This is a genomic window from Pseudoalteromonas sp. APC 3691, assembly GCF_030408135.1.
Lineage (GTDB): Bacteria > Pseudomonadota > Gammaproteobacteria > Enterobacterales > Alteromonadaceae > Pseudoalteromonas.
Window position 1 is genome coordinate 1 of the sequence record NZ_JASDCB010000120.1, and the last position, 5,010, is coordinate 5,010.

The window sequence follows — 5,010 nt, forward strand, 5'->3', positions numbered from 1 at the left end:
GCTTGCTCAATCGGCGTTTAGAAAATAAGCCGAAGGGATAGAAGAATACAGGAGCCGTATACGAGGCCCGTACGTACGGTTCTGTGAGAGGGATGAGGCAAAAGCCTCACCCTACTCGATGTTTTACGCCTAAAAATCCTATCTAATTAATTCTTTTTTGCGCTATACCAATTGTATTATTCATTCGTCATTTCGAGGTGGTTTGGGTACATCGCAGGTGATACCATCGAAGTGATATTATTCTTTTCATTTTATTACTAAGGAGTGCGTTATGTTTAAAGCATTAGCTATTGCAGGTTTTTCTTTATCAAGTTTAGTTATTTCTAATGTTGCTCAGGCCAATTGGCAGCTAGTGAATGATAAAAGCCAACTAAGCTTTGTTTCAATTAAAAAAGATTCGATTGCTGAAGCTCACCATTTTACTAACCTTGAAGGTATGCTTTCTGATAAAGGCGAGTTTAGCGTTAATGTTGATTTAACATCAGCCGAAACTCTAATTCCTATTCGTAATGAGCGTTTAACGACATTTTTATTCGAAGCGGCTAAATTTCCAAATGCTGTTTTAACTGCAAATTTAACTAAAGAACTGAGCAATATTAAAAAGCCTGGTCAATATGTATTGAAGGGTATTAAAGCTGAGCTTGATTTTCACGGTAATAAAAAGCCATTGGCAATTGATGTACTCGTTAACAGCACGCAAAGTGGTGATTTAACGGTATCATCATTAACACCTATTATTATTAATAGTGATGATTTTGGTGTAACTGAAGGCGTTAAAAAGCTGCAAGAGCTAGCGGGCTTACCTTCAATTGCGACAGCAGTGCCTGTTACATTTGCAATTACACTTAAAAAACAGTGATTTCTTTAAGTGAGCTTAGCAAGCAATTAAGCGAGCCAAGCAAACCTTTTGATAGTTGGCAGCCTAATCATTGTGGTGAACTGCCAATTGTCATTAATCATGAGGGGAAATGGTTTTACGATGGCAGCGAAATAACACGCCCAGCCATGGTGAAGCTGTTTGCTTCTGTTCTATGTAAAGAAGGTGAGCAATTTTATTTAAAAACACCTGTCGAAAAAATAACAATAACGGTTGATGATGCGCCGTTTATTATTGTTGATTGGCGTTTTGAAAATACAGTGCAAGGGCAGGTGTTGTGTTGTATTGATAATTTAGCTAGGCAGTGGTTGGTGAGCGCTCAGCAGCCTTTAGTTATAAAAGACTATAAAGGGTCAAAAGTGCCTTATCTAAAGCTACCTTATGGCTGTAGTGCGCGTGTTGCGCGAAGCGTATATTATCAGTGGGCTGAAAAAGCCGAGTCTGATAAGCTCGGCTATTTTATTAAATCTGCAGGAAAGCAGTTTTATTTATCGTAACGCCAGCGTTTAAGCCTCTGGGTTAGTTTCGTCTGTGATTGTTTCATCGGTAGGTGGTACAGCAATAACAGGACCTAAAAACCATTCATCTAGTTTTTTAGCTACTTCTGGTAAACCCGTGCCTTTTAATGATGAAAATGCATGAACTGTAATATCCCCATCAAGCGTGCTTAATTCACGACGAACTTGCAGTACTTGTGATTTACGAGGGCCTTGCTTTAATTTATCGGCTTTAGTTAATAGTGCCAATACTGGAATCTCACTACCAATAGCCCAATTAATTAAATCGCGGTCTAAATCTTTTAATGGATGACGAATATCCATTAAAATAACAATACCTTTTAAGCTTTGACGCTTTTGTAGGTATTCGCCTAGCGATTTTTGCCATTTCTTTTTCATTTCGATTGGTACTTTAGCAAAACCATAGCCTGGTAAATCGATAAGGCGCATATCGTCAACATCAGCTAAATCGAATGTATTGATTAGCTGAGTACGTCCAGGTGTTTTACTTGTACGTGCTAGCTTCTGATCGGTTAATGCATTTAATGCACTCGACTTACCTGCGTTGGAACGACCGGCAAACGCAACTTCAATTCCCGTATCAGCAGGTAATTTAGTAATGTCGGGAGCGCTTGTTACGAAAGACGCAGTATTATATTTGATACGAGATTTGAGCACAGGCTCTCCTAAAACTTAAATAAATAACGTTGAGTAAACCAAATTCACTCAGGGCGCGTATTTTATACTATAAAGGATGTATTAAAAAGCGTATTTAACCACCTAAAAACAGCACCTATGGTACATTTAAAACATGTTAAAGCTTAATCTAAGTCAAAACCCTGTAAATTATAAGCTTAATATGTGTAGAAAACGTGCCAGAGAATTTATTATCGTGTAGAATATATGTATTACAACATCACGATTGTAGATGATACAGGGTCGGAAACAGAGAATTCACCATGAAAAAAATAGCACTATCTTTAACAATATTGCTTGGTGCGTTGTCAGCAAGCAACGCAACAGCATTTGATGGCGATGTAAACGCAGGTAAAGAAAAATCAGTAACGTGTGCGGCTTGTCACGGCCCAGACGGTAATGCGCCGGTTAATATTTACCCTAAAATTGCAGGTCAACATCCAGATTATATCCTTAAGCAACTTCAGGATTTAAAATTAGGTATGACATCAGGCGGCAAAGAAGGGCGTATGGATCCAGTAATGAGCGCTATGGCTATGCCACTTAGCGAGCAAGACATGAAAGATCTAGCTGCTTATTTTTCTTCAATGAACATGACTGAAGGTGCTACACCTAAAGATGTTGTTGAAGTTGGCGAGATGCTTTTTAAAGCAGGCGATGCAGAACGTGGAATTCCATCATGTGCAGCATGTCATGGCCCACGTGGTAATGGCTCGTCACTTGCTAAGTTTCCAAAAATTTCTTTTCAGCATCCAGGATATATCAAGGCTCAACTTGAAAAGTTCCGTGATGGTACTCGTCATAATGACTTAAATGGCATGATGGGCGATATTGCAAAAAAATTAACAGATAAAGACATCGAAGTACTTTCTCAGTATTTAGGTGGCTTACACTAAAGTCGTATTTATTTAGTAGTTAATAATAAATAAACTACAATGTGTTAAAAAAAGCAGCCTAGGCTGCTTTTTTTGTGTCAAAAATTAACGATATCGTCCGTTTCAATGTAAGACATTGACCATGTCTGGTTGTAAGAAAAGTCTTCTTTTTATTTTTTATTATTGATTAACTTATTGTAATTTATGTTTATTTTTATATCTCAATGTAATAAAGATAATAAAAGTTATATAAACCAGTTGTAACAAAATCATTAACGAGTAAATTAACCACTGTCGCAAAACAACAATAACAAAACGGAAATAACTATCAAGGAAAGTAACGCGGCATGACTACATAGCATAAGATTAGTGCTACTAAAGGAAATAATAAAAAAGTGTCAGGATGACCGAAAATAATAAAAAACTCATGGAAGTTTAGTAATAAAAACAAAATGGAATGTAACAAGGAACGTAAAAATAATAACAATACGGACTGATAATAATAAAAATAATAAAGACTAAAAAAAGTCGAAGGGAGAAGTGTCCAGATAATGGCGCTCAGATTAGCAGGCGGTAGAGATGTTTTCTCTACCGCCTTTTTATTTGTCCTGTTACAATACCCACCGTTTAAAATTAGCGATTAATTAGCTAAGGCGCTTTTAAATGAGAGACCCAACCTCTAAGCGCAAACTGAATTCTTCTGGCTAGGCCAGCACTGCGATGCCCATTAATTTGCGCTTCGCTCAAAACCTCTTAAGTGAGATGATCAAGATATGAGTAGAACTAAAAAGTCACGCAAAAGCCCAGCAAACGGACCTGTTCGTTTAAGCCAAGATAAGCTTAAAGAAATGCGCGCATTAAAAGAGCAGCGAGTTAAAAAAAACAAAGGCGCTAAGCCAGGTTCTCGTAACGCGCCAGATTTACTAGATAGCGAAAGCCATAATGCTGGTCACGCGCCTAAAGATAAGCGTGTAGGCAGTAAAAAGCCGGTACCATTAATTGCAACTGCGCCTGAGCCTAAAGTTGAAATGAAACGCAACTTAAAACCAAGTATTGAGCTGAAAAAGGTAATCGAGCCTGAATTTACACCTGAACAAGAGCTAGAAGCACTTGAGAATGACGAGCGTTTACTTAAATTAGTAGAGCGTCATGAAGAAGGTGAAATGCTAACTGGTAAAGATGCTAAGTACTTTAATAGCCGTATTGCTCGCCATCAGGCGTTATGTGAAATTCTTGGTATTGAAGACGAGGATGAAGACGAGTTTGAAGATGACCTTGCAGATGATATTGAAAGCAAAGGCAATTCTGATTTCGATCAATACTTATCTGACGATTTAGCCAACGAATGGTTAGATGAAGACGACAAATAGTAAGGATAAATAATGAGTACCGCGGTAATTTTAGCCTTACTTTTAGGCGCTGCTATAATAGTTGGTCTGGCATTTTATGCGGGTCAGTTGCTGTATAAGTTAAATGCGCAAAAAAAGTTAATTGCTAAAACGCAGGCTGAACAAAAGCAAAAGCTTGAGAAGTCGCGTTTAAAGCGAAATGCCAAACTAGCCGATAGTATTCATTTAATTGCGCGTGCAATGAATGAAGAGCAGTGTGAGTTTTCTGAAGGCTGTTTACGTATTTGGGTACTTATGTCTCAATATGGCTTTGAGAGCGAGCGTGATTTAACGACACAATATCCTGGCATTTATAAAATGTACCAGGTAGTTAAAGAAATGCCGACACACGATGCACGTAAAAAATATGCTAAAAAAGAAATTTTTAAGCTAGATAAAGCTCGCTGGCAAGCTGAAGAAACACTTAAAGATGAAGTTAAAGCCGATTGCGCTAAAATTATCATCGAGTTTAAAGCCGCTCCTGGCAGCGATAAAGTGGTTTTTAACTAGCTTTAGTTTTTCGAGTACTCAAAAAAAGCAGACCTTGGTCTAATGCAGATCGTTTAAGCTAATTGAACGATCTTTCAAAGGGCTCATAATAGGCTACAACAGAAGTTGTGGCCTATTTTTATGTCTGAATTTATTAAAGAATTACACCTTACGACTGAGTTTTGCCA

Annotated in this window: 6 protein-coding genes; 5 read left to right on the forward strand and 1 reads right to left on the reverse strand. The window is 37.8% G+C overall.

The annotated features are described in order from the left end of the window. Positions 1-271: 271 nt before the first annotated feature. A complete protein-coding gene (locus tag QL998_RS20255; protein WP_007582084.1) occupies positions 272-859 on the forward strand; it encodes a YceI family protein in 588 nt (195 codons plus the stop codon). Next, positions 856-1,374, forward strand: coding sequence for a DUF1285 domain-containing protein (locus QL998_RS20260; RefSeq protein ID WP_010553821.1), 519 nt, complete (start codon positions 856-858; stop codon positions 1,372-1,374). Before QL998_RS20255 ends, QL998_RS20260 begins: the two co-directional genes overlap by 4 nt. A 9-nt stretch (positions 1,375-1,383) precedes the next feature. Here QL998_RS20260 and yihA read toward each other — a convergent pair whose 3' ends face one another. Next, a complete protein-coding gene (yihA, locus tag QL998_RS20265; RefSeq protein ID WP_007377272.1) occupies positions 1,384-2,052 on the reverse strand; it encodes a ribosome biogenesis GTP-binding protein YihA/YsxC in 669 nt (222 codons plus the stop codon). A 281-nt stretch (positions 2,053-2,333) separates the two neighbouring features. On the opposite strand from yihA, the gene QL998_RS20270 reads away from it, so the two are divergent. The 3 genes from QL998_RS20270 to QL998_RS20280 all read left to right on the forward strand — a co-directional run bounded on the left by QL998_RS20270 (position 2,334) and on the right by QL998_RS20280 (position 4,843). Next, positions 2,334-2,966: a c-type cytochrome gene (locus QL998_RS20270; RefSeq protein ID WP_290193371.1), complete on the forward strand. Its 633-nt coding sequence runs from the start codon at positions 2,334-2,336 to the stop codon at positions 2,964-2,966. Between the two features lie 752 nt (positions 2,967-3,718). Then, positions 3,719-4,315: a Der GTPase-activating protein YihI gene (yihI, locus tag QL998_RS20275; RefSeq protein WP_182198060.1), complete on the forward strand. Its 597-nt coding sequence runs from the start codon at positions 3,719-3,721 to the stop codon at positions 4,313-4,315. Positions 4,316-4,327: 12 nt separating this feature from the next. Further along, the gene (locus QL998_RS20280) at positions 4,328-4,843 is read left to right on the forward strand and encodes a DUF2489 domain-containing protein (protein ID WP_010553820.1); all 516 of its coding nucleotides are present in this window, start codon (positions 4,328-4,330) and stop codon (positions 4,841-4,843) included. Positions 4,844-5,010 lie beyond the last annotated feature (167 nt).